This is a genomic window from Citricoccus muralis (assembly GCF_029637705.1).
GTDB lineage: Bacteria > Actinomycetota > Actinomycetes > Actinomycetales > Micrococcaceae > CmP2.
In genome coordinates, this window is the sequence record NZ_CP121252.1 from 2102801 (window position 1) to 2122620 (window position 19820).

Annotated in this window: 15 protein-coding genes and 1 tRNA gene; 8 read left to right on the forward strand and 8 right to left on the reverse strand. The window is 64.1% G+C overall.

The annotated features are described in order from the left end of the window. Positions 1 to 2: 2 nt before the first annotated feature. Together mnmA and P8192_RS09565 are read right to left on the reverse strand one after the other, a co-directional pair. The gene (gene mnmA, locus P8192_RS09560) at positions 3 to 1160 is read right to left on the reverse strand and encodes a tRNA 2-thiouridine(34) synthase MnmA (RefSeq protein ID WP_270104903.1); all 1158 of its coding nucleotides are present in this window, start codon (positions 1158 to 1160) and stop codon (positions 3 to 5) included. 31 nt (positions 1161 to 1191) lie between these two features. Continuing rightward, entirely contained in the window at positions 1192 to 2457 is a 1266-nt protein-coding gene (locus tag P8192_RS09565) for a cysteine desulfurase family protein (RefSeq protein WP_278156563.1), read from the reverse strand. A gap of 72 nt (positions 2458 to 2529) precedes the next feature. Here P8192_RS09565 and P8192_RS09570 point away from each other — a divergent pair, with 72 nt between their 5' ends. From P8192_RS09570 to P8192_RS09585, 4 genes are all read left to right on the forward strand, one after another. Further along, the gene (locus P8192_RS09570) at positions 2530 to 3486 is read left to right on the forward strand and encodes a J domain-containing protein (RefSeq protein ID WP_278156565.1); all 957 of its coding nucleotides are present in this window, start codon (positions 2530 to 2532) and stop codon (positions 3484 to 3486) included. 119 nt (positions 3487 to 3605) lie between these two features. Further along, complete coding sequence (locus P8192_RS09575) at positions 3606 to 4073, forward strand: tRNA (cytidine(34)-2'-O)-methyltransferase (protein ID WP_270107542.1); 468 nt, start codon at positions 3606 to 3608, stop codon at positions 4071 to 4073. A gap of 62 nt (positions 4074 to 4135) precedes the next feature. Beyond that, complete coding sequence (locus P8192_RS09580) at positions 4136 to 5557, forward strand: anti-sigma factor domain-containing protein (protein ID WP_278156567.1); 1422 nt, start codon at positions 4136 to 4138, stop codon at positions 5555 to 5557. Between the two features lie 127 nt (positions 5558 to 5684). After that, positions 5685 to 6173 (forward strand): hypothetical protein, encoded by a 489-nt coding sequence (locus P8192_RS09585; RefSeq protein WP_278156568.1) that lies wholly within the window; start codon positions 5685 to 5687, stop codon positions 6171 to 6173. Between the two features lie 6 nt (positions 6174 to 6179). On the opposite strand, the gene P8192_RS09590 is transcribed toward P8192_RS09585, so the two are convergent. Beyond that, the gene (locus P8192_RS09590) at positions 6180 to 7028 is read right to left on the reverse strand and encodes a PIG-L deacetylase family protein (protein WP_278156571.1); all 849 of its coding nucleotides are present in this window, start codon (positions 7026 to 7028) and stop codon (positions 6180 to 6182) included. Positions 7029 to 7092: 64 nt separating this feature from the next. Beyond that, positions 7093 to 8511 carry a S1C family serine protease gene (locus P8192_RS09595; RefSeq protein WP_278156572.1) on the reverse strand — a complete coding sequence of 473 codons (1419 nt, stop codon included), beginning with the start codon at positions 8509 to 8511 and terminating at the stop codon, positions 7093 to 7095. A 169-nt stretch (positions 8512 to 8680) separates the two neighbouring features. Between P8192_RS09595 and P8192_RS09600 the strand changes: the two genes are divergently transcribed. The 3 genes from P8192_RS09600 (at position 8681) to P8192_RS09610 (ending at position 13136) form a co-directional block, all read left to right on the forward strand. Further along, on the forward strand, positions 8681 to 10810 hold the full coding sequence (locus P8192_RS09600) for a TPM domain-containing protein (protein WP_278156574.1): 2130 nt from the start codon (positions 8681 to 8683) through the stop codon (positions 10808 to 10810). A 107-nt stretch (positions 10811 to 10917) separates the two neighbouring features. After that, a complete protein-coding gene (locus P8192_RS09605; protein WP_270104895.1) occupies positions 10918 to 11715 on the forward strand; it encodes a PspA/IM30 family protein in 798 nt (265 codons plus the stop codon). A 137-nt stretch (positions 11716 to 11852) separates the two neighbouring features. Further along, a complete protein-coding gene (locus P8192_RS09610; RefSeq protein WP_278156576.1) occupies positions 11853 to 13136 on the forward strand; it encodes an ATP-binding protein in 1284 nt (427 codons plus the stop codon). Positions 13137 to 13213: 77 nt separating this feature from the next. Here P8192_RS09610 and P8192_RS09615 read toward each other — a convergent pair. From P8192_RS09615 to P8192_RS09625, 3 genes are all read right to left on the reverse strand, one after another. Continuing rightward, positions 13214 to 13287, reverse strand: a tRNA-Met gene (locus P8192_RS09615). Between the two features lie 88 nt (positions 13288 to 13375). Beyond that, on the reverse strand, positions 13376 to 16489 hold the full coding sequence (locus P8192_RS09620; protein WP_431521107.1) for a UPF0182 family membrane protein: 3114 nt from the start codon (positions 16487 to 16489) through the stop codon (positions 13376 to 13378). Positions 16490 to 16579: 90 nt separating this feature from the next. Then, positions 16580 to 17689, reverse strand: coding sequence for a YlbL family protein (locus P8192_RS09625; protein WP_278156578.1), 1110 nt, complete (start codon positions 17687 to 17689; stop codon positions 16580 to 16582). Positions 17690 to 17874: 185 nt separating this feature from the next. On the opposite strand from P8192_RS09625, the gene P8192_RS09630 reads away from it, so the two are divergent. Beyond that, on the forward strand, positions 17875 to 19284 hold the full coding sequence (locus P8192_RS09630) for a zinc-dependent metalloprotease (RefSeq protein WP_278156580.1): 1410 nt from the start codon (positions 17875 to 17877) through the stop codon (positions 19282 to 19284). On the opposite strand, the gene P8192_RS09635 is transcribed toward P8192_RS09630, so the two are convergent. After that, positions 19266 to 19787, reverse strand: coding sequence for a M48 metallopeptidase family protein (locus P8192_RS09635; protein WP_278156582.1), 522 nt, complete (start codon positions 19785 to 19787; stop codon positions 19266 to 19268). The two genes, P8192_RS09630 and P8192_RS09635, sit on opposite strands and share 19 nt — an antisense overlap. Positions 19788 to 19820: the final 33 nt, after the last annotated feature.

The following is a 19820-nucleotide window of genomic DNA, read 5'->3' on the forward strand; positions in this document are numbered from 1 at the left end:
CCCTAGGCGTGCGCGTCGGCGGTGCTCAACAATCGCTGCGCATTCACGGCGCGATCAATGGTCGACTGGCCCAGCACCCGGGTGCCCTGATACACGACGGCGGTCTGCCCCGGGGCCACCCCAGAGAGCGGCTCCTCCAGTTCCAGGTGCCAGGCCGGAATGGTCTCCCCGTGCTCGTCCTCGGTGGTGCCTACTCGGGCTCGCCCGGGCACCGGGTCGCCGTGAGCCCGCACCTGCACGTGGCAGTCGAACCATTCACCGGTGGCTTCCTCAGCCAGCGGCAGGCCGGCCCAGGAGGGGCGAATCCCGGTAATCCGGTCCACGTTCAGCAGAGCCTTCGGCCCGACCACCACGGTGTTGTCCTTGGGCCGAACCTCCAGCACGAAACGCGGCTTGCCGTCGGCGGCGGGCCGGCCAATGCCGAGTCCCTTGCGCTGGCCCACCGTGAAGGCGTGCGCGCCGGGATGGGTGCCCAGGGTGTTGCCCTCGGTGTCGAGAATCTCGCCTTCGCGCATCTCGATGCGCTCTTCGAGCCAGCCGCGGGTGTCCCCGTCGGGGATGAAGCAGATGTCATGCGAGTCCGGCTTGTTCGCCACCGTCAGCCCGCGCTCGGCCGCCTCAGCGCGTACTTCGTCCTTCGAGGGAGTGTCCGCCAGCGGGAACATGGAGTGCTCGAGCTGCTCGGCCGTCAACACGCCCAGCACATAAGACTGGTCCTTGGCCCAGTCGGCGGCGCGGTGCAGTTCCAGGTCCCCGGCATCGTTGCGCACCACCTTCGCGTAGTGGCCAGTGCACACGGCGTCAAAACCCAGCGCCAATGCTTTCTCCAGCAGCGCGGCAAACTTGATGCGCTCGTTGCAGCGCATACACGGATTCGGGGTGCGCCCGGCAGCATACTCGGCAATGAAATCGTCGACGACGTCGTCCTTGAACCGCTCGGAGAAGTCCCAGGTGTAGTACGGGATGCCGAGCTTTTCGCAGGCGCGCCAGGCGTCCCGCGAGTCCTCGATGGTGCAGCAGCCGCGTGATCCGGTGCGCAGCGTGCCCGGCATGCGCGACAGCGCCAGGTGCACGCCGACCACCTCGTGTCCGGCGTCGACGGCGCGTGCGGCGGCGACGGCTGAATCGACTCCTCCGCTCATGGCGGCCAGGACCTTCATGGTGTTTCCCTCCGTTGCCGTGAATTTCTGTTCAGCGGCTGCGATGACTGTTGGCGGTGCGGATGCGTGAGTCTTCCCCGGCCATACCGGCGCGGCGCGCCTGTTCGTAGACGGCGGGAAGAACGTCCAGCACATGGTCAACGTCCGCAGCGCTCGATGTATGCCCGAGGCTGAAACGTTGCGTGGATCGCGCCGTACTTTCGTCTGCTCCGGCGGCGATCAGCACATGCGAGGGCCGGGAGACTCCGGCCGTACACGCGGACCCGGTGGACGATTCTACCCCGGCCATGTCGAGTCCGAACAGCAGGGAATCCCCTTCGCAACCGGGGAAGCTCACGTGCACGTTACCCGGCAACCGACGCGTGCCCGGCGCCAATCGCTCCCCAGTCTCCGGATCGACATCCAGTTCACCCTGCACCTGGGCGTCCGGGATCGCGGTGCGGATTCCCTCGATCAGCCGGTCGCGTAGCCCCGCCAAACGCTCTCGCTCGGCCGGTAACTGTGAGCTGGCTTCCTCGGCGGCCGCCGCAAAAGCCGCGATCAACGGTCCTGGGATGGTGCCTGAGCGAATATCGCGCTCCTGCCCACCGCCGTGCAGCAGCGGGGTCACGGCGGCGTCGCGCCGGGTCACCAGGGCGCCGATGCCCACTGGGGCCCCGATTTTGTGCCCCGACACGGCCAGAGTCGTCGCGCCGACGGCGGCAAAGTCCAGGTCCAGAATCCCGAAGGCCTGCACCGCATCCACATGGAAGGGCACCTCCGCATCCCGACACCACTGCGCCAGCTGCGCTACCGGTTGCACCGTGCCGATCTCGTTGTTGGCCCACATCATCGTGGCTAGCGCAATCGTCTCTGGTGCGTACGCGAGCGCGGCACGCCAAGCATCCTCGTCTACGCGCCCTGTGGCCGACACCGGAATGAATTCCAGTTCCGCGCCCTCGTGAGCTTCCAACCAGGTGACCGTATCTAATACGGCGTGATGCTCGATGCCGGTGAGCAGGATCCGCCGCCGGGCCGCCCCGTGCTGAGGATCCGCGCGTCGGGCCCACCACAGCCCCTTCAGCGCCAGATTGTCCGCTTCGGTTCCGCCAGCCGTGAAAATGATCTCCGAGGGGTGGGCCCCCAGTGTGGAGGCCAGCCGGTCCCGTGCATCTTCTACCGCCAGCTTGGCCCCGCGCCCCGAAGAATGCAACGCCGAAGCATTACCCCGGCGCACGGAGTGCTCGGCAAAGGCCTCCAGCGCCGTCGGGCGGGTCTCGGTGGTGGCTGCGTGATCAAGGTAGCTGCGGGGTCTCACCTTTCCAGTGTAGGCCGCTCCAGTGTAGGCCGCGGGCCCGTCGCACCGGCTCGCACCGCTAGACTGTTCCGCGTGGCAGATGCAGGCGAACACGACGGACGCACCCCGTATCAGGTGCTCGGCGTGCCCTCCGACGCCACTGAATCCGAATTGCGCTCCGCCTGGCGCCGCGCGGTACGCCGCACCCACCCCGACTACGGCGGCGACGTCGACGAATTTCATCAGGTCACCGTCGCCTGGGACGCCATCGGCTCCCCCGAGGCCCGCGCCGACTATGACCGTCGCGCCCGCCGCAACGGCTCCTCCGACACCGTCAACATCGCTGCCTCGTCCGCAGCCCACAGCACCCCAGCTTCTTCATCCGCCCGATCCACCCCGCGTCGCCCCGCCACCGTCCGTTACGCTCCCCCGCTCAGCGTCGGCCCCCTCACCATCGGTGAGATCATCGTCGACGCCGAAATCGCCCACCGCCAGGTCCACGGCACCGCCCCAACCTCCGGGCTCTTCCAAGGCCGCCGCGCCGCCCGCCTGCAACGCGCCACCGTAGAACTGCTCCGCGCTCAGGTCGCCCCGGCCCTGCCCGCCACCCGGATACTGCAGGGGCTGCGCATCCGCCACGGTGCGTTCTCCACGGTCCGTATCGACACCCTGGCGCTGTGCGGCGACCGCATCGCCGTGATCGCCGACGTCGAGGCCCCCGCCGACGCCTACCGCTGGACCGGTCCCGAGCTGCGCTCCGCCCGCCGCCGCATCGCCCTGCCTGACCTCGGCGAGCGCATCAGCGCGGTACAACGCCTTCTGCCCGACGTGCACGTCGGCGGTTTCGTCGTGGTCAGTTCCCGGGACGGCAACCCGCATGCGCCCTTGGTCGAACCAGACCTCAGCGCCTTCCAGAACACTGTGCTCACCGAGGCGCCCGGCAACCCGGTCGCCTCCGCCCGCGCCGTGAAACTGTTCTTCGGCACCGGCTCCGCCTCCGACACCGTCGACCGCCAACGCCTGGGTCTCCTCCTCGGCACCCTTGACTGACCACACACCGGAAGGATGACTCCGTGACGCCCCCCGATACCAACGACTCACAGACCTCCGCTACCTCCACCAATCCACACACCTGGGCGCAGCGCACCCCCGCTCCGCACACCCCCGGGCTGCGCATCCTCTTCCATACCCCGGAGATCCCCGGCAATACCGGCAACGCCATCCGCCTGGCCGCCATCACCGGCGCGGAATTGCACCTGGTCGAACCGCTCGGCTTCAACTTTGACGACTCCCACCTGCGCCGGGCCGGCCTGGACTATCACGACCTCGCCGTGGTCACTGTTCACCCGGATCTTCAGACTGCCTGGGCGGCACTCTCGCCCTCGCGGGTTTTCGCCTTCACCTCCCAGGGCTCCGTGCTCTACACCGAGGTCGCCTACCAGCCCGGCGACGTGTTGATGTTCGGCCGAGAATCCACGGGACTCGACGATGACGTGCTCGACGACCCCCACGTCACGGCCCAAGTCCGTCTGCCGATGCAGCCGGGACGCCGTTCACTGAATCTGGCCAATGCCGCCTCCATTGCCGTGTTCGAGGCCTGGCGCCAACACGGTTTCACCGGCGACGGCGGGGCCTGACACGCCGAACCCCCAGCGTGGCGGGCTGCTGTCAGCACCCAAGGTTCTAAGCTGGAAGGACCATGGTTAATGACACCCCGGGCGTCGCCCGACTCCTGCAGCTCACCGGCGAATCGGAACAAGCAGCCTTCGCCGCGCTCTACGATGCCACGGCCCCACGCGTGTACGGACTGGCCCGCACCGTCTTCGCCTCGGAAGACCACGCCGCCAGCGCCACCACGGCTGCCTACCAGCAGGTCTGGGAGCAGGCACCGCACTTCCAATACTCCTTCGGCCCCGAGCACTCGGACGAAGCAGCGCGGAATCGCACTGTCGCCGCCTGGGTGGAGACCCTCAGCCATGAGACCTTCGTCGAGCTTGCCGCTTCCGGGAACTACGGCGAACGTTCCGCAACCCGGGCCGTGCTCGACGCCACCGCCGACCTGCCCGAACTCGCCTCCCTCACCGACGCCCAGCGTCACGCCCTCGGCCTAGCCTGGGCCGGGGCCCGGTCCTACCGCGAGGTCTCCGAACAGCTCAACGTCGGGGTGCCCACCCTGAAGTCCCGGTTGCGCGACGCCGTGCAGCGACTGAACTCCACCTACCGCGTCAAGCTCTCCGGGCAGAACGTCGAGCACAGCGATGACCCACTCCTGGCTCGCCCCGTCACCCCCGACGTCGCGGCCCGTACCGGCCAGGCTCCCAGTTTCAGCGAAAGCATCGAGGCCGACCTCCAGAACGGGCTGCTCACCGAGCTGGCCCCGCTGAAAGCCCTGGACGCGATCACCTCCGCCGAGTCCGTCGCCCTGGACTCTCACGCCACCGGCCAGGGCACCGGTGCCATCGAATCCTGGCGGGAACGAGTCAACCTCACCGAGCGCACCATCACCTGGGCGTTCCGGGGGCTCGCCGCCGAACCGCCGTCCTGGCTGCTGGACGACATCCTGAGCCAGCTGCCGGAGCAAAACGTTGGCATGGGCTTCATGGAAGATTTCGAAGAGGAAGAGGTCGCCGACCAGCCCCGTTCACCCTGGGCCCGCTGGCTGTTCCTCGGCCTCGGTGCCATCCTGGTCATCGCCCTCATCCTGGCCGTGGTTCGCATGGCCGTGGGGTCTAACCCGGTGGCCACGGTGGACGGCGCCGACGATCTTTTCGCTACCGATGTCATCGAGATGGTCGACGGCGGGACCGTGCAGGGCAACGTGTCCGAGTCCGAGGATCTCGGCTACCTGTCCTTCGAGGAGGTCCCGGCTCTGCCCGAAGATCAGCGCTACCAGGTGTGGCTCTACCAAGAGGCCGGCGGTTCGCCTCGCTCTCTGGGCCTGTACACGGCCGAAGAGCTCCTCGACGACGACGCCACCATCCGCAATGTCAGCGATTACGCCCAGGCGTGGGTGAGCATCGAGCCGGCCAGCGGGTCCGAAGCCCCAACCTCCGAAACCCAGGCGCAGATTCCGCTGCGCCCGCAGGTCAGCCAGGGTCCGCAGTACGGCGGCACCGGCTAAGACCCAGAGCCGTCATCGCCGACGGTTACCCATCGACGTGGTGGGGCCGGGGTTGCTCGTGTCCCTTCGTGGTACGCCAACGACCTCGATCTTCTCGAGGCCGCCCCTATCCTCATGAGGCTCAATCATGCCCGAGAATCATGCCCCGGACGGCGGCATACCAAGGCAGCAGCAAGCAACGCGGAATCTTGCGCAAGAACTTTTTCAATACATCCTTGAGGCCCCATCAGAATTCACGAGTCTGCAGTTCACCGCTCGCTACGCGGGCGACTTTGCACAATCGTCCCTCCTCGGATTCTGCTCAGATGGAAGTGAGGGGTGGAAGGGGATTCGTCCGCCAGAAAGAAATCTGGACGTTGCCACCGACCGGCTGCGTCAAGCAATGTACCGTCCGGGCACCGGTACCTGGTTTGGGATCATCATGACTATTTCCCGCGAGGGCAAAGTGTTCATGGACTTCGACTACGACAACGAACCTGACTTCGGCCGAGAAGTCCATGCAGGCAGCTTTGTCGCCGACCAGAAACAATTCCCTCGAGACGCCGAGCACACCCCCGAATGGCTCGCGCGCAAACTACATGAAGGTCGACTTAATCAGCCAGCAGACACGTCGTAGCGAGGCCTAGAACCCAGAGATAGTATCCGCGGCGTTGACCTCCACCAGGTGGAACGCTTCACCAAAACGGCCATCGTCCGGGTGCAGCGCTTCCATGGCTTTCAGCACGAACCTCCGCATCGCCGTCGGGTCCGGGTGCTGTGAGGCGTGCTCATTCAGAGCGCTGATCTTCCGCTGAGCCGTTCCCGTCACGTCCACGGTCACGTTGCTCCGTGAGGCTGGTCCGCCCATGAGCATCAGCCAGCGCAGCTTGAACGCTTCCAGCCCGGCCTCGGCGAGCTCGGGGTAGGCGAAGGGGTTCTCTACCGCCGGGTAGGAGGCCCGCGCGACCGCCTCGCCGCAGGCCAGGTGGTCCGGATGGGAGCGCTGCAGTCGCGACCAGTCACGTTCCGGGTGCGAGGTCAGCACCAGCTCGGGGCGCACCTCGCGCATCAACCGGACGATCTCGCGCATGACCTCATGGGTGACCTGGACGTCCCCGTCTTTGAAATCGAAAAACTCGACGCGCTCCACACCCACCTGGTGGGCTGCTTGGCGCTGTTCTTCCTGGCGGATCGACGCCATCGATTCGCGCTGCGTCGGATCGAAGCCACCGGCGTCTCCCCCGGTGAGCACCGCATACACCACGTTCACTCCGGCCGAGGTCAGCCCAGCCAGCGTCGCGGCGGCGCCAAAATCAAGATCATCAGGGTGGGCGGCAATCGCCAGCACCGTTTTCAGCTTCAGTTCACTGACCAGCTGCACGGGGGTCAGGATCGGAGCCGAGGTCAGCTGCTCAACATCATGACGGCCCGAGGAAGGCATGGGAACGGCAGCGTCGGTAGCGGGGGTGGTGATGTTAACGGGAATGCGCACTCCTTCACTCTAAGGGGTGCGCATTCCAGGGTCGGTGCGTATCGCGCCAGGCTGAACGAGACGACTACGACTGGTCGGCTCCGTCGCCGAGTGTCACCTCGATTTCTTCTTCTTCATCGTCACGGTTCACTGTCAGAATCGCGGTGCCGCCGGCCGGGTACTCACGGATGGTGGCGGTGAGGTCCGATGCGTCACCCACGGCACGGCCGTCCACGGCGGTAATCAAATCTCCTTCTTGGATGCCCGCCTCTTCCGCGGGGGATCCCTCGACCACGTTTTGCACGCGTGCTCCTGCCGAGAAGGTGGGGGTACCGGTTATCTGGGTGGAAACCGATTCGGATTCTTCGCCACCCTGGGGTTGGGCCGGTTCAGGGGTGACCTGCACACCAAGCATGGCGTGGGTGGCTTCGCCGTTGGCAATGATCTCATCGGCAATTCGTTGAGCGTAGTCCACGGGGATCGCGAAGCCCACTCCGATGTTTCCGGAGGAATCACTGGTGCCGCTGGACCCGGCCGAGGCGATCGCCACGTTGATGCCGATCAGTCGTCCCTGGTTATCGAGCAGGGCGCCGCCCGAGTTGCCTGGGTTGATCGCCGCATCCGACTGAATAACGTTGATGTAGATCGATCCCTGAGAGCTCTGTTGCTCCAAGCCGGGCACCCGGAACTCAAATTCGCTGCCGCCGCCCTGGCCGCCTTCGCCTTCGGATTCTTGAGAATCCGGTACCGCCGACGATGCCACGGAGATCGTCCGGTCAAGTTGCGAAACAATGCCGTCCGTCACCGTGCCGGACAATCCCAGGGGTGCACCGATCGCGATCGTCTGATCTCCCACGTTCAAATCCGAAGATGACCCCATTTCGATAGGCTGAAGATCATCTGCGTTGATTTTCACGACGGCAAGATCAGACTGCGGATCGGTACCAACAATCTCAGCGGAGTACACGTTGCCGTCCGAGGTCTGCACGCTGATCGATGGATCGGCGACCGCCCCGCCCAAGGTCACCACGTGGGTGTTGGTGAGAATGTGTCCTTCTTCATCCAAGATGACCCCAGAGCCCGAGCCGGCGCTCTGACCGGAAGAAACGGAAAGAGTCACAACCGAGGGTGACGCCTTCGCTGCTGCCTGGGTCACCACGGTGGCATCCTCGGAGCGGTTGACCTCAATACCGGTGCCGGTGCCACTGGATCCCTGCTGTTCTACCTGATTGCTGTTCTGAGCGGTGATGGCCGCCGAGATTCCCGCGGCAGATCCTCCGCCAATGAGTCCGGCCACCAGGGTGCAAGCGATCAAGGTTCCCATGCCGAATCGACGCTGACGAGGAGCCTGCTCTTTCTGCTCCGCCGCCCTCGCATCCTGAGCCTTCTGAGGGGGGATCGTCTGGGTCGCGCTCAGTGGCGGCTGGGCCGGCCGCTCGGGGACCGGTCCCGGAAGCGGCTGGGTCTGATCGGATGAATCATCCTCGGGTCTCTGGTACGACATCATCGTGTCCTTTCACGTGGTCACACATCGTCTTCACGCTGAATCGTGCATCATCGACCTGTGCGCAGTGCTTGAGATTTCTGGACGTTCCCTCGAAGTTGCCTCGATGCTTTACGCCGAGCGCTTTGCGACCGTGCGTCTTGTCGCCGACAAGTCATAGACTCAAACCATGCATGCTATCTCCTCGTTGCTCTCCGTTCCCACACGATGGCTCAGCGGCGCGGCACTTTCCGCTGGAATACTCGGCTTAGGAGTCAGCTCGGCTGCGGCAACGCCACCGATAGATCTGGAGCCCGGCCAATTCGTTGCAGATTCCGCCTCAGCCCTGAGCGAAGAGGAGCGCTCCGAGATCGAAGAGGGGCTTTCTGAGCTGCTCAGTGAGCACGCCCAACGCCTCACCTTGATCTTCGTGGACGAGTTCACCGATACATCTGGCACCGCCATGGATCCCGGTGCATGGGTGGATGCGGTCGGCGAACAGAACGTGATGGGAGCCCAAGACACGATCTTCGCGGTCGCGACCGAAGCACGCGAATACAACTTCACCTCGGGCAACTCCACCATCGAATCGGTGCAGGATGACATCGAGCAGGATTATCTGATTCCGGCGTTGAACGATTTCCAATCGTCAGGGTGGGGCTCCGTGGGCCTGAGCGCCATCGAAGCCGTGGCAGATGCCGCGGATGGTTCGGTGTCCGGATCGGCGGTCTCTGGCGGTTCGGTGGCGCCGTGGTTGGGCGCCGCCGCGGTGGTGGCTGGCGTCGGCGGCGCCGCGTGGTTCATCACCCAGCGTCGCACCAAGAACCGATTCGGTCATTCCTCACCGCATGGTGCCGCTGGCGCCGCTCCCGGCGGGAACCACCGCTCCGTCTCCCCAACTGAGCCCGCGGATCCCCTGGACCGGCTGAGCATCGAAGAACTTCGCGCTGAAGCGGATTCCATGCTCATTGCTGCCGACGACGCGATCCGCGGCTCCGAGCAGGAAATGGGCTTCGCCATGGCCGCCTATGGGGAAGACTCCGTGACCACCTTCAAAGAGGACATTGCTGAAGCCAAAAAGCACATGATGGCGTCCTTCCGGCTACAAAATCAGCTCGATGACGAAATTCCGGACACCGAGGAAGAACAGCGCCGCTGGCTCAAAGAAATCATTTCCCGGTGCAACGATGTCGACGAATCGCTCTCGGCCCACCAGGACGAGTTCGATGAGCTGCGTTCCCTGGAGACCAAAGCTCCAGCAGCCGTAGCAGAACTGCGCGAGGACGCAGAGAAACTCACACAACCCGTGGCCGAGGCGGAAAGCACCTTGGCGAAGCTTAAGGAGTCCTACACGCCCGAGGCTCTGGCCGAAGTCACCTCGAACGTTGTGGACGCCAAAGAACGACTCGAATTCGTGACCACCGTGCTCAACAAGGCCGAGGAGGCACTGGCCGAAGGCGACACCGCCACCGCGGCACTGGCCGTGCGTGCTGGTGAGGACGCCGAGGAACAGGTGCGCACCCTGACCGCCGCGATCGCCAAAACCGGTCCCCGGCTGGAACAGATGATGAGTAATGTCCACCAGGGCGTTCAGCAATGTGAGCAGGACCTTGCCGAGGCACAGGCGCTGCTGAAGCAGGGCGCACACAGCGAACTGGCCGGCCCCGTTGCCCGCATGCAGCAGGTACTGCAGGATGTGGAAGCCGCAATGCAACAGCCGCTCAAGGACCCTGCGTCCTTGTTGCGTGAGCTCGAAGAAGCTCATCGTAGCCTCGATGCTCCACTGGACCGGGTTCGTGATCGTCGCGATCAAACTCGGCGTGCCGAACAAGCACTTCAGCAGGCGCTCCATCAGGCACAAGCCAAGATCGAAGGCACCCAAGAGTTCATCTCGGCTCGCCGAGGTGGCATTGGCTCCGCCGCTCGATCCAAACTTGCCGAAGCAGATCGCACTCTCCACGAGGCCACCCAGCACGCCAGCGCTGACCCGATTCAGGCACTGAACTTGGCCAACCGGGCCAGCCAGTTGGCAGACCGCGCCAGCCAGCTCGCACAGAACGACGTCAGCGGCTGGAATAACAACAACCAGGTCGGTGGCGGCAGCAACGGTATCGGCGGCGCCGTTCTGGGAGGCATCCTGATTGATTCGATGCTCCGAGGCTCACGTTCCGGGTACCGCGGTTCGTCCTGGGGCGGTCGCAGCTCCGGCGGATTCGGCGGATTCGGCGGCGGTGGACGTGGACGTTCCGGTGGCTTCGGCGGTAGCGGACGCTCCGGAGGCTTTGGTGGCGGCGGACGTGGACGCTCCGGCCGCTTCTAATCGGGCTCAAACTCTCGCACCACGACTCAGTCTAAGACAGAATAAGAACGGATCGTCTCGCTCCCACGCGGGACGTTGCACCGTAATCGCAACGGAAGGTAGACACGATGTCTAAGCAGTCCATTTTCGCCCGAGTGTCCACGCTGGCACGAGCCAACATCAACGCCATGCTGGATAAGGCCGAGGATCCGCAGAAGATGCTCGACCAGATGGTCCGGGACTACACGAACAGCATCTCGGAGGCCGAGACAGCCGTGGCACAAACCATCGGCAACCTCCGCATGGTGCAGGACGACTATCAGGAAGACATCGAAACCGCTCAGAGCTGGGGTCAGAAGGCACTGGCTGCCTCGCAGCGTGCCGATTCGTTCCGTTCCGAAGGCGACACCGCGTCGGCTGACAAGTTCGACAACCTGGCCAAGGTGGCTCTGGAGCGCCAGATGCAGGCCGAAAGCTCGGCCAAATCTGCTCAGCCGACTATCCAGTCCCAGCAGGAGATCGTCGACAAGCTGAAGACCGGTCTCGAGCAGATGAAGAAGAAGCGCTCGGAGCTGGTCTCCAAGCGCGATGAACTGGTGGCACGCGCTAAGTCTGCTCAGGCCCAGGCCACCGTGCACGACGCCATCAAGTCGATCGACATCCTGGATCCGTCATCTGAGGTAAACCGCTTCGAGGAGAAGGTGCGCCGCGAAGAGGCACGCGTCCGCGGTATGAATGAGCTGTCCGCCTCGTCGCTGGACTCGCAGTTTGAAGCACTCGAGGATCTGGGCGAGAAGACCGAGGTTGAGGCCCGTCTCGCCGCGCTGAAGGCCGGCGGCGCTTCCTCGCGTCCCGCCATCGAGGATGCTTCCGAGGAAGAGCTCTTCGAGTCTCTCGAAACCGAGAAGGATCAGGCTAAGTCCTGATCTCACTCGCCACTATTACTGCATAGAACCTATGCACAGCGAAGGCCTCGGCGCAGTTCAACTGAACTGCGCCGAGGCCTTCGCCCATTCAGTATGCTGAGTGAGACGTGTCACTCCACCACCGAAGCAGGTACACCATGACGAACTGGCGCATCCGCGATCTTCAGGCCACCGATCTCGACGGGTTCCTTCAGCTCTGGGAGGGATACGCCGCCTCCGGCGTGGAGCCGGTCTATTCGCTGAACGAGGTACTCGCCTCCACCCGCGCCGACACCGCCGTGGTGGCCACCGCCGGCGACGACGTGGTCGGAGCAGCCGTCGCCCGTGCCGCCCACGATCAGGCCTGGGTGGTGTTCATTGCGGTGGCACCGTCATGGAGACGCCGCGGCATCAGTGGCGCTTTGTTGGGGGCTCTCGAACGTCGTCTGGCGTCTCAGGGAATCTCACAGATGACGATCCTCGTCCCGGACGGAGAGGAACACGTAGGTTCGCTGCGGCAGGCCGGTTTCGTCGACAAACGACACCTGCGCTATTTCGAGCGAGCTATTCCGATTCGTCAGGAACAGGTGCTCGTGCTGCGGGAGCTGGGCGGTCGCGTGCTCGATCGCAACCGCTGGGACAGTATCGGCGGGATGCAAAAGGAGAAGCAGACACTCGAGCGTCGGCTGGTGCTGCCTTTGTCTGATCCGGAGCTCTCCGAGGAGTTCGGGGTAGTGCCGCCGCGGGCCATCGTACTGTTCGGCCCTCCCGGCACCGGCAAGACGACCTTTGCGAAGGGCATCGCCTCACGTCTCGAATGGCCGTTTGTCGAGGTGTTCCCCTCGCGGCTGGCAGCATCGCCGAAGGGTCTTGCAGGAGAGTTACGCGAAACTTTCGAGAAGATCGACGAGCTTGACCACGCAGTGGTATTCATCGACGAGGTGGAGGAGATCGCGGTACGCCGCGGCGGCGAACCACCATCACCGATGCAGGGCGTGACGAACGAACTGCTGAAGATCATCCCCAATTTCCGTGAGAAGCCGGGGCGGCTGCTCATCTGCGCCACCAACTTCATCCGTGCCCTGGACCCTGCTTTCCTGCGGCACGGTCGCTTCGACTACGTGATCCCGATCGGCCTGCCAGATGATGAGGCGCGGGACGCCATCTGGCGTGGCTTCGTGCCCGAACGGTCCAAAGAACTAGTCGACTACACCGCGCTCGTCGCGGCAACCGAGGGTTTCTCCCCCGCCGACATCGAGTTCGCTTCACGCAGTGCCGCACAGACCGCTTTTGAACGCGCAGTGGCTGAGGGCGGCGAGGCACTGGCCGGCGGGCCAACCCAAGCGGATTTCGAAGCGGCGATCCATCAGACGCGCACCACGGTCTCAGCCGAGGTTGCTGCGGAATTCTCCGAGGACATCACGACCCTGGCCCGTCTCTAGGACACGTTTCCCCAAAAGTTCCGGAGCATGCTGAAGGCCCCTGAGCAGTGTTTCCACTGATCAGGGGCCTTCCCTCGTTGCGGGGGCAAGATTTGAACTTGCGACCTCCGGGTTATGAGCCCGGCGAGCTACCGAACTGCTCCACCCCGCGGCGACTCATATGACTATACGCGTCTACCGGGTGGAACTCAAATCGGCGTGTTTACCCGCCGTTGTGAGTTCGGTCGCCTTCTGGTCGCCTATTCGTCTCCGCCCTCCTCGGCAGTACCATCGGCTGCCTCGTCACCGGCGTCGTCGGCGCCTTCAGCGTCAGGGTCGCCGCCCTGCAGAGCCGTATCGGCGTCCAGTGCACGCTGCAGCGCGTCGTCGAGAGCAGCCTGCGCTTCTCCGTAGGCCGACCAATCGTTGTTGGCCAGTGCCTCTTCGCTGCGCTGGATCGCCTCGTTGGCATCCGTGAGTGCCTCGGAGAGCTGTTCCTGTTCATTGAGCTGCTCCGGCGGCTGGGCGTCGCCGCCGGTGCCGTCGCCGCCCACGTCTTCGCCAGTGGTGGCTCCGTCGTCGATATCGGCACCGGAGTCACCGCCGAAGACCTGGTCGAGCGCATCCGGCAGGGTGTCGGCAAAGCCGACCTGATCACCGAAGGCCACCAGTACCTTACGCAGGGTCGGGTAGGAGGTCGTGCCGGTCGACTGAACGTAAACCGGCTGGACGTAGAGGATGCCATCTGCCACGGGCAGGGTGATCATGTTGCCGTTGATCACATCGGAGGCACCCTGACGCAGCAGGTTCAGCTCTCGCGACACGGTGTCGTTCGAGTCGAAGTTCGCCTGTGCCTGGCCGGGGCCGGGTGTGGTGGTCTGGCGTGGCAACTCCAGCAACTGCAGGTTGCCGTAGCCCTCGGCTTTCTCGCCGTCGACGCCGGTTCCGGCATCGCCGTTGGCGGCCAGGAAGCCGTAGAGCACGTTTCGCTGCTGACCACTGTCCGTGATCTGCGGGATGAAGGTGGAGGTGAGCTGGAAGTTCGGCTCATCCTTGCCCGGCATCTGCAGAGTCATGTAGTACGGAGGCTGTTTCACGTTCGAGTCCGACTGCGTCGGGTCCGTGGGAACAGACCAGGCGTCGTTGTTCTCGTAGAAATCGTCCGGATTGGTCACGTGATAGCGACCCAGCAGCTCACGCTGCACCTTGAACATGTCCTCGGGGTAGCGGACGTGCTCCATTAGCTCGGCTGACATCTCCGAGTAGGGCTGCAGCGAGGTGTCGTAGACCTGCTGCCATGCCTGCAGCAGCGGATCCTCGTCGTCCCAGGCGTAGAGTTCCACGGAACCGTCGTAGGCGTCCACGGTGGCCTTGACCGAGTTACGGATGTAGTTGACCTGACCGGTCAGGTTCATAGCCGCATTGGTGTTCAGCGAGTCCATCGTCGCCGAGTCGAGCTGCGACTGAGTCGAGTACGGGAACGCGTCGGTGGTGGTGTATCCGTCGACGATCCACTTCACGCGACCATCGACGATTGCCGGGTAAGCGTTGGAATCGACCTCGAGGTACGGGGCCACCTTCTGCACGCGCTCCACCGGGTTGCGGTCGTAGAGGATCTGGGATTCGCTGCCCACGTCCTGAGAGAGCACCAGCTCGGTGGAACCGAACTTGATGGCGTAGGCGAGCTGGTTGAAGATATTACCCACCGACGGGCCACCCTCACCGGTGAAGGTGTAAGTGGTGTCCTGCTCGGAGTCGGCGTCCTGAGGACGGTCGCGCTCCTTGTCCGGCTGGCCCTCTTCCTTGCCGACCACTGAGTACTGTGGCGAGTTCATACCGAAGTAGATACGCGGCTCGTAGTCCTCTTCCGAGGCCAGCGGCCCGGAGGAAGGAATACCCGAAAGCAGGAACGACGGACGACCACCGGCAGCCACCTCGGAGGCGTCTGCAGCGACCACGCCGTAACCGTGGGTGTAGGTAATGTGCTGGTTCACCCACGAGGAGTTCGGATCAACGTTGACTTCACGCACCGAGATGACGGTGTCCTGAGTCTCTTCGTCGATCTCGTAGCGGTCGACGTGCAGCGTCTCCGGGAAGGAGTAGTACGGACGGAACTGCTGCAGCTGACCGAAGGTCCGCGACAGCAGGTTCGGGTCCATCAGGCGAATGTTGGCGGTGGACGAGCCCACACCGCGCATGGCACCTGCTTCGGCTTCCGTTTCACCGGCATAGTTGGTGTATTCCATGTCCGAAAGACCATAGGCCTCGCGCGTGAACTCGATATTGCGCTCGATGTAGTCGCGCTCCAGGGTGCGCTCGGTCGGAGTCACCTGGTACTGCTGAATCAGGTACGGGTAGGCCACGCCCGCCACCAGGGAGGCAATGATCAGCGATGCCACACCGATGATGGCGAAGCGCCAGCGACCGGTGATCAAGGTGACCACGAGCAGGCCGACCACGAGGATGGTCGCCACGGCGAGAATGGTCGAAGTCGGAATCACGGCGTTGACGTCCGTGTACATCGCACCGGCCCAGTTCCCGGTTTGGTCTTGTAGCGTCCGGTACCGATCCAGCCAGAAGTTCGCGCCCTGCAACAGGATGAACACGCCGGCGAAGATGATCAGGTGGGTGCGAGCAGCCTTCTCCACCGAGATGCCACCTCGCTCCTCAATACGGATGCCGCCGTAGAGGTAGTGCACCAGCAGCCCGGCGATACCGGAGACCAGCGTGACCGAAATCAGGTAGGCCACCACGGTGCCCAGGAACGGCAGGGTGGCCATGAAGAACGACAGGTCCATGCCGAACTCGGGGTCTTCCAACCCGTAGGGCACCTGGTTGAAGAACAGCAGCACGTCCTGCCAACCGTTCATGGCAGCCGAACCGGCAAAGAAGCCCAACAGCACCGGAATACCGATGAACACCAGTCGGCGGACCGGCTCCAGCTGACGCTGGTACTGCTGCAGGGTGTCTCGGGTCTGACCGCCCAGGTTCTTCGGACGGGCACGCCAAGCCAACCACATCGACAGCCAGGTGACCGCGGCCATCAGCACGCCGCCGATGACGAACAGGGTTCCTCGGGTGAAGTGCTCAGTCCAGAACACCTCGGAGTATCCGAGCTGGTTGAACCACAGCACCTCGGTGTACACCATGGAGAACAGCACAAACAGTGCCACCAGTGCCGCGAGCACGATGATCGTCAAGATCAGCGCCGAGGGGCGACGCCGCTGGCCTCCCTGGCTCTGGCCGGTTCCGCCACTGTTGTTGCCGCCGTTGCCCCCGGACGGGCGCTGGGGGCCGTTGCCCTGCCCACCCCCGGGACTATTGTTCTCCGGTCCGGCACCGAAGATGCCGCCGAATCCTTGTCCAAAACTCACGTGTTGTTCCTCATCCGCAGGGCTGGGAGCCCGACTGTTCTTGCTGTCACTGTGTCACCGTCATTTCGTGGTGCGGCTGATCCTCTTTGTTCAGCCGCAGGTGGTCTGTAATTCGGGTTCGGGTGGTTCGCCTCGGCCGGCAGCCTCAACGATGGAGCGGGCGCTATCGAGGTCTTCGACCGAGTACACCGTGATGCCTTCGGGCACCTGCGAGGTGAGCTCCTCACAGTTCTCAGCGGGTGCCAGGAAAATTTCTGCGCCTTCGGCCTGCGCCCCGTGCACTTTCTGCACGATGCCGCCGATGGGGCCCACGGTGCCGTCCGGGTCAATGGTGCCGGTACCGGCGACGTGAACCCCGCCGGTCATGGAACCAGGGGTCAGCAGATCGATCGTGCCAAGGGCAAACATCATGCCCGCGCTGGGACCACCGATGTCTTCCAACACGATGTCGACCTCGAACGGGAACTCGAAGGACGAGTCCAGGTAAATGCCAAGCAACCAGGTGTCATCCGGTCCTTCAAAGACCGGCACTTCGACGTCCTGACGCTGACCATCGCGTTCGATACTCAGGGTTACTGGTTCGCCCTCGGATGCATTGAGAACGTTTTTTAGCCCTTCGAGGCCGGTGATTTCTTCGCCGTTGGCGGCGAGCAGTTGGTCCTCTGGTTCCAGCACGCCTTCGGCTTGGGTCTCGGCCGCGAATCCTGTGACGAAAAGTTCCTGACGATAGTCGATATCCAGGTTCTCCAGTGCTGCAGCGACGGCCCACTCTTGTGAAGTCGACATGGCCACAGAGTTCTGCTCTTGAACCTGATCCGACGTGGTTCCGGAGGGGTACACCAGCTCCGAGGGGATCACTGCACGAGAATCGTCGACCCAGGAGGCCAATACCGACATGGCGGAGGTGGCTCCAGTGGGCGGGCCTTGCACGCGCACCGTCGTCAGATCCAGGTTCCCTTCGGCCGGGTAAGTTTCCGTGCCGTCGATGGTGATGACCTCATCTTCGCCGACCGCGCCGATGGTGTTGAAGGTTGGACCCGGGGATTCGACAATGTAGGGGGTCGGCAGAATGACGGCGGCCAGGGTGATCAGCATGGCGATGAATCCGGCAATGGTGCCGATGCGGGCGGTGTTTTTCGGCGCACGAAACGTCGGAGCACTCGGGTGCTGTGGCTGTGAAGCCGATGCAGAGTCGCTCACCGCTACTCACGCCTTCCCTGGCAGGATTCGCCGATGCCGTCCTGCTAGATCAGCAGGTAGCCGTTCAAGTCTACGAGATACGCGGATGTGGTTTCCACTGACGGCGAAACGTGGAGTGTGTGCCATGAGCGAACCGATTCACGAAACCTGTGCCGGGGTGCAACCGAATCGCTAGGCTGAAGAACATGACAACACCGCCCGATGGACCCGGCACTGGCAGCACTCCCCAAGGAGGCGAGCCGGAAGACCCGCTCGCCGAGATGATGCGCCGCATGTTCGGCGGCAACGCGCCTGACCCGGAGGAGGTGCGCCGTGCCATGGAGCAGTTGGGCGGCGGCGTCGGCGGGAACATGCCGTTTGACCCGTCGATGATGAACCCGGAAATGATGCAGCAGATGATGCAGCAGTTCCAGTCGATGATGAGCCAGTCCCCTAACGATGGTCCCGTGAACTGGACCCTGGCCCGCCAGGCGGCTCGACAGGCCGCCGCCGGTCAGGACCCCACCGTGGGCACGTTCGCCGCCCGCGAGGTGGATGACGCATTGCGTTTGGCCGAGCTGTGGCTGGATCAGGCGTGTGAGTTGGAGCAGACCGGCTTCCCGTCGGTAGCGTGGTCGCGTGCCGAGTGGGTAGAACACACCATGGAGCGGTGGCGGTCCATGACCGAGCCGGTGGCGATCTCTCTGTCAGAGGCGATGAGCCGGGCGATGAAGGATCAGCTTCCGGGCCAGCTGCCCGAAGAAGTCTCCGGGATGGTCGGGAATCTGCAGCCGATGTTGGAGAACATGGGCGGGACCATGTTCGGCCTCCAGCTCGGCGCCGCGATCGGCGAGTTGTCCCAGGAGGTACTTTCCGGCACTGACACCGGCTTCCCGGTGGCCGGGCACCGGTTGGCGCTGTTGCCAGTTAACGTTGAAGAATTTGGCGACGGGCTGCAGGTGCCCGCCGAACAGATCCGCATCTATCTGGCGCTACGCGAGGCCGCCCGCATGCGGTTGTTCGCGCATTCGCCGTGGTTGGAGCGCGACCTATTCGCCGCAGTGCAGCAGTATGCCACCGGGCTGAGCATTGATATGTCCAGCATCGAAGAAGCGGTGCAGTCGGTGGATCCCACCGACCCGGAATCGATGCAGCAGGTGTTCTCGGGCAACATGTTCGTCCCGGAGCCCACCGGCACCCAGAAGGCCGCCCTGGATCAGCTGGAAACCACGCTCGCCCTGGTCGAAGGCTGGGTGGACGTGGTGGTGACTCAGGCGGCGGCCCCGCTGGAGTCGGCCACGGCACTGCGCGAGACCATCAACCGCCGTCGTGCCACCGGTGGACCCGCCGAGCATGCTTTCGGTTCCCTCGTTGGTTTGGACCTGCGCCCGCGCCGGCTGCGCGAGGCCGCGGAATTGTGGCAGGTTATCGAAGAGGCCAAGGGCCGGGAGTACCGTGACGGGGTCTGGCAGAGCCCGGACCTGCTACCCACGGCAGAAGACCTGAACGACCCGCAGGGCTATGTGACCCGCCGTGAGGCCCGCCAGGCTGAGAGCGACAAGCTCGATGACGAGCTGAAGAAGCTGCTCGACGGCGGTTATGACGACCAGAGCTGATCCTGCCCCTGATCCTGATCTTCCTCAGCGTCGTCGTTCAGTGAGGCAATGCCACCGTATTCGGCCGCGCCGTCCAGTGTCAGTTCGGTCGCGAAGGTGACGCCCTCCAGGAACGCCATCGCCTCGGCCAGCTGTGGGTATTGGCTAGCGAAGGCTTGAAACTCGGGGCCGTGGTTCGGGTACTTCAGGTGGGCTAGCTCGTGGATAAGGACCCCGTCCTGCACCCACTGGGGCATCCGCTTCAGTTTGGCGGAAATCCTGATGCGCCCCGTGGCCGAGCTGCACGACCCCCAGCTGTTCACCTGGCGGGTGGACCAGACCACCTCGGTGGGTTCCACGCTGCCGCCCAACCAGGTGGCCGACAGCTGCCGGGCCCGCAGATGGAGCTCCGGGTCAGAATCATGACGGGCCTCCACACGTCGCTGCATTTTGGTGACCATCCGCTCCACGGATGCGGTGACTTGAGCCCTACTCAGCCGCATTGGCACGGAGATCTCGATCATCCCTTCACGCCACCGGGCTGAAATGTTCCGGGT

What these genes read in the sequence shown, in the direction of transcription:
- mnmA (WP_270104903.1), bottom strand. Translation starts at nt 1,160, where the DNA reads ATGAAGGTCCTGGCCGCCATGAGCGGAGGAGTCGATTCAGCCGTCGCC.
- P8192_RS09580 (WP_278156567.1), top strand. Translation starts at nt 4,136, where the DNA reads ATGGTTAATGACACCCCGGGCGTCGCCCGACTCCTGCAGCTCACCGGC.
- P8192_RS09585 (WP_278156568.1), top strand. Translation starts at nt 5,685, where the DNA reads ATGCCCGAGAATCATGCCCCGGACGGCGGCATACCAAGGCAGCAGCAA.
- P8192_RS09595 (WP_278156572.1), bottom strand. Translation starts at nt 8,511, where the DNA reads ATGTCGTACCAGAGACCCGAGGATGATTCATCCGATCAGACCCAGCCG.
- P8192_RS09600 (WP_278156574.1), top strand. Translation starts at nt 8,681, where the DNA reads ATGCATGCTATCTCCTCGTTGCTCTCCGTTCCCACACGATGGCTCAGC.
- P8192_RS09605 (WP_270104895.1), top strand. Translation starts at nt 10,918, where the DNA reads ATGTCTAAGCAGTCCATTTTCGCCCGAGTGTCCACGCTGGCACGAGCC.
- P8192_RS09610 (WP_278156576.1), top strand. Translation starts at nt 11,853, where the DNA reads ATGACGAACTGGCGCATCCGCGATCTTCAGGCCACCGATCTCGACGGG.
- P8192_RS09630 (WP_278156580.1), top strand. Translation starts at nt 17,875, where the DNA reads ATGACAACACCGCCCGATGGACCCGGCACTGGCAGCACTCCCCAAGGA.
- P8192_RS09635 (WP_278156582.1), bottom strand. Translation starts at nt 19,787, where the DNA reads ATGATCGAGATCTCCGTGCCAATGCGGCTGAGTAGGGCTCAAGTCACC.